Annotated in this window: 5 protein-coding genes; all 5 read left to right on the forward strand. The window is 32.3% G+C overall.

Going from position 1 to position 3,646, the window contains the following annotated elements; translation table 11 throughout:
• Positions 1 to 123: 123 nt before the first annotated feature.
• The 5 genes from HMPREF2846_RS01050 to HMPREF2846_RS01070 all read left to right on the forward strand — a co-directional run bounded on the left by HMPREF2846_RS01050 (position 124) and on the right by HMPREF2846_RS01070 (position 3,600).
• Positions 124 to 930, forward strand: a complete 807-nt coding sequence (locus HMPREF2846_RS01050) for a ParA family protein (RefSeq protein WP_070625293.1) — start codon at positions 124 to 126, stop codon at positions 928 to 930.
• Positions 931 to 1,015: 85 nt separating this feature from the next.
• Positions 1,016 to 1,258 (forward strand): ribbon-helix-helix domain-containing protein, encoded by a 243-nt coding sequence (locus HMPREF2846_RS01055; RefSeq protein WP_060804017.1) that lies wholly within the window; start codon positions 1,016 to 1,018, stop codon positions 1,256 to 1,258.
• A gap of 483 nt (positions 1,259 to 1,741) precedes the next feature.
• Entirely contained in the window at positions 1,742 to 2,158 is a 417-nt protein-coding gene (locus HMPREF2846_RS01060; protein ID WP_070625294.1) for a hypothetical protein, read from the forward strand.
• A 12-nt stretch (positions 2,159 to 2,170) separates the two neighbouring features.
• On the forward strand, positions 2,171 to 2,599 hold the full coding sequence (locus tag HMPREF2846_RS01065; RefSeq protein ID WP_060804019.1) for a RusA family crossover junction endodeoxyribonuclease: 429 nt from the start codon (positions 2,171 to 2,173) through the stop codon (positions 2,597 to 2,599).
• On the forward strand, positions 2,599 to 3,600 hold the full coding sequence (locus HMPREF2846_RS01070; RefSeq protein WP_070625296.1) for a hypothetical protein: 1,002 nt from the start codon (positions 2,599 to 2,601) through the stop codon (positions 3,598 to 3,600). Before HMPREF2846_RS01065 ends, HMPREF2846_RS01070 begins: the two co-directional genes overlap by 1 nt.
• Positions 3,601 to 3,646: the final 46 nt, after the last annotated feature.

Consider the following 3,646-nt stretch of genomic DNA (forward strand, 5'->3'; position numbering starts at 1 on the left):
GATATAAATAAGCACGTAAATAAGGATATAAATATACACACTTACATACACATATACATACACACATATATAAACATGTTAATATTCAAATGTATATGTTATAATGAGCGTGGAGGTGTTAAGATGGAAATCATCACATTTGCAGCTATTAAAGGCGGTGTCGGCAAAACTACACTATCTTACAATTTTGCTGAATACCTGGCTGATTCAGGCGCTAAGGTTTTAATGATTGACCTCGACCATCAATGTAATTTATCTCAGATTTTAGGGGTCTATGATCAAAAAAATACAGTTTTATCCATATTTGAAAAAGTTGAGTCTCTGCACATTAATGAAAAAGTTAAAATTCATCACATCAGTGACAACATCGATCTCATTAGCGGTTTTTTACGATTGGATGAATATGAAAAACATATGAGCACGACAGATGGTAAAGATATGCAGTTATATATGTGGTTGGATGATTATTATGAAGCGTATCATCTTGATCAATACGATTATATTATTATCGATACACATCCAGATTTCAGCACATCCACACGTAATGCCATTGTAGTCAGTCATAAAGTCATTTCTCCAAATAAACCGAGCGGCTTTAGTGATGATTCGAATGCTAATATTGAATATCGTATTAATAAATTGAAAAAAGAGCTCATAGATTTTAAAACGAGAGAAAGTTATGTCACAGCCAAATTATTTTATGTTGGAAATATGGTTAAACATAATACAAAATCATCTATTGCTTTTAAAGAAGCAATTCAAAACAATTCAAACTACATCACATATTTTCCAGACAAAGAATTAATTACACGTAGTGTCTTAGAGAAAAAGTCGATTGTTAAGATGAAAAAAAATTCCAAATTATATGCGAAGGAAAAAACATTTTTTGATCAATTCAGTGAGAAATGTAAAGCAATCAAAGATGCATAGCTGATGTAATATAACATATCAATAATTTTATATGCTTTGAAGAAAATAATAATATATCAATTAATAACTAAGGAGGGCCTGAGCTATGGCATTTAATAAAAAATATACACAAGATGATCAAAATATTGAGAAAGCATTAGAAGAAGCAGCATCACCGGATGTTTCATATAAAAAAATAGAAATTAAAAAGGGCAAAGTCAAAGAAAACAAAGCAAGATACCAATTTATGTTACAACCATCAGTCAGAAAAAAGCTGGATGAATTAGTCAAAGAAAATAATTATTCATCTTCATCAGAATTTTTAAATGAACTGATCAAGCAATTGTAATCAGGCATCGATGAAGCTAAGGACACTACTGATAAAATCTATTCTTCAACAAGAATAGATTTTCATTTATCAAAAACCACAAGTATACACATAAATATATAGATAAGTACAAATATATACGTATTCATGTGTATGTTTATACACACTAATACAATCAATTAAAGTTCTAAAAAAAGAACTATAAAAAATAAGGTTTTTTATTTTAAAATAGTTCATATTAAAGAACTCAGTGAGTAATAGATGATTTAAGTTCAATGTTTTTCTATATAAAGTACTTTAATACAATGAGTTTTTACTATTTAATTATATAATCATTAAAGTTATTATGATACGTCGGAAAACTTTAAAATTATACCTAATGACCTTTATAGGGCGAATCTGGTTAAGTGTTTGAATTGAATCAATACACCGAAATGAAACGTATTAAATCCGTCATTTAAAATAACGAATATAAAACATATTAATCAAAGAGGTGAAGTGTCTATGGCAAATACAAGAACACAAAAGCCAATAACGATGGCTAAAACGAAAAGTGAAAATATTGCATCATGGTTTATTAATGAAGCGCATTGGAAGTTATTGAGTGAGCAGTTAGAACTAGGTAAGACAGCAGTTTTTAAATATAAGAAGAATGTAAAAGAGCTCAGTGAAAGTAAAAGTGCCTTTGATGCTTTAGCGGAAATCTTTACAGTTAAACAATTAAACACTGTCATTGCAATGTTTAACGACTATATAGAGCACCCAGAAAAATATGAAAAAACGAAGAAAAAAGCTGAAGTAGATCTCGAGCAGCAAGAAGAAATTGTACAAAAACACATTAATAGTATGAATACGGATTATTTAAAGTACAAAAATGAGTCGAAACGTACCAAAACTTCCGACAATAAGGGGCAATCTTAGGAGGTTGGATGTATGAGCAAAGTATGGCGGTATACCATCAACCTTGCACCGATGGCAACGCCAAGGCCGCGTCATCGCTTTTTAGGAGATGGCAGAAAGATTACGTATTATGATCAAGCGTATATAGACTATATAGATGCTGTACAGGCACAATTGGAAGCTGATCAGGCATTGAATGAAGATTTTTTCGATATTATACACACGCCTTTAGGTGTTAAAGCGGAAATTATGTTTTATGTTCAAGCGCCTAGGAGTCAAAAGAGACTTAAACAGATTACACGTACAACAGCACCTGATATAGATAATTTACTTAAAGCAGCGCTCGACAGTATTTTCAAAGGCTTAGATGTCAAGGATAGTCGAGTAGTAATGGTAACGATGGCAAAATTTCAAGAGATGGATTATCCGAGAACAGAAATTGTCTTAAGGGGAATCGAATGATGGCAGTCACAAACCTAGATAAGTTTATAAAAATAGAAGAGATGATGTACCAAGCAGAAGGAGAGATGGCACGCTATTTGCAACAATTAGAAACACGTTATCATTATATGAATGTGCTGAGACAGGAATATAGTCATCTATCACATGGATTAATACAAATCGAGCAATTTTTACAGAGAGAAATCGAAGAATTTGAAGATGAAATACCTGATTTGGAAGCTGACGAAGATGTAAAGATTGTTAAAGAGAGTGCGCTGAAGAAGATAGAGAATCATATAGAGACGTTAGAAGAAGATAATATTTATTATGAATATGATGAAGATATAAAGCAGTTGATAGAGGTTAGAGACAGCTTAGAATCAGAACTTGATATTGATGTCTTATATCAAGTATGGCTTGTTTTAAAGCAGAAAAATATAAGTATCGAAGAGATTGATGTTTTATTGGAACTAATTAAGAACTATGAGGATTATACTTATGTTGATGTTATAGCTTACTTGATAGGACGTGCATCGCGTATCAGAAGTGAATATGTATCGAGTTTCGTTATTTTCAGAGAAGCATGTACAGCTGGAGATGAAATAGCACAAGAAATTGAGCAGATTATTGGTGAATTGGAAGATACGGGCTATTGCCGAGAAGCTCAGCTGCTATCAGAGATCAAACCAGATATTACAGAAGAGAGAGGGAAACGTCCGGACCCTGAACCGCTTCTGATGTTGCTCAGCCCTATTAAAAGTTCTGGTCTATCATACTATCAGAGTCATAACCGTAAATCAGATTCATATGCATTAAATATGGCTTTTGCTAAAGAGATTGCATACACTAGAAGAGCTTTATTGGAAGATCGAGAGTATATTGGTACAAAAAATGCCTTTAATAGATTAAATATGGCTTTTAAAGAGTTATCAGCGTATATGTATGCAAGGTTCCATCAATTAGGCGGAACCCCTAATAATTATCATGGGCATGAAGATAGAAAGAAAAGAAAGGCACCTTAATCAAGTTAAGGTGCCTCAGACTGTCGACAAAGTCCTACGGACTTGT

The organism is Staphylococcus sp. HMSC056G08 (assembly GCF_001812305.1).
GTDB classification, from domain to species: Bacteria; Bacillota; Bacilli; order Staphylococcales; family Staphylococcaceae; genus Staphylococcus; species Staphylococcus simulans.

What these genes read in the sequence shown, in the direction of transcription:
- HMPREF2846_RS01060 (WP_070625294.1), top strand. Translation starts at nt 1,742, where the DNA reads ATGGCAAATACAAGAACACAAAAGCCAATAACGATGGCTAAAACGAAA.
- HMPREF2846_RS01055 (WP_060804017.1), top strand. Translation starts at nt 1,016, where the DNA reads ATGGCATTTAATAAAAAATATACACAAGATGATCAAAATATTGAGAAA.
- HMPREF2846_RS01070 (WP_070625296.1), top strand. Translation starts at nt 2,599, where the DNA reads ATGGCAGTCACAAACCTAGATAAGTTTATAAAAATAGAAGAGATGATG.
- HMPREF2846_RS01050 (WP_070625293.1), top strand. Translation starts at nt 124, where the DNA reads ATGGAAATCATCACATTTGCAGCTATTAAAGGCGGTGTCGGCAAAACT.
- HMPREF2846_RS01065 (WP_060804019.1), top strand. Translation starts at nt 2,171, where the DNA reads ATGAGCAAAGTATGGCGGTATACCATCAACCTTGCACCGATGGCAACG.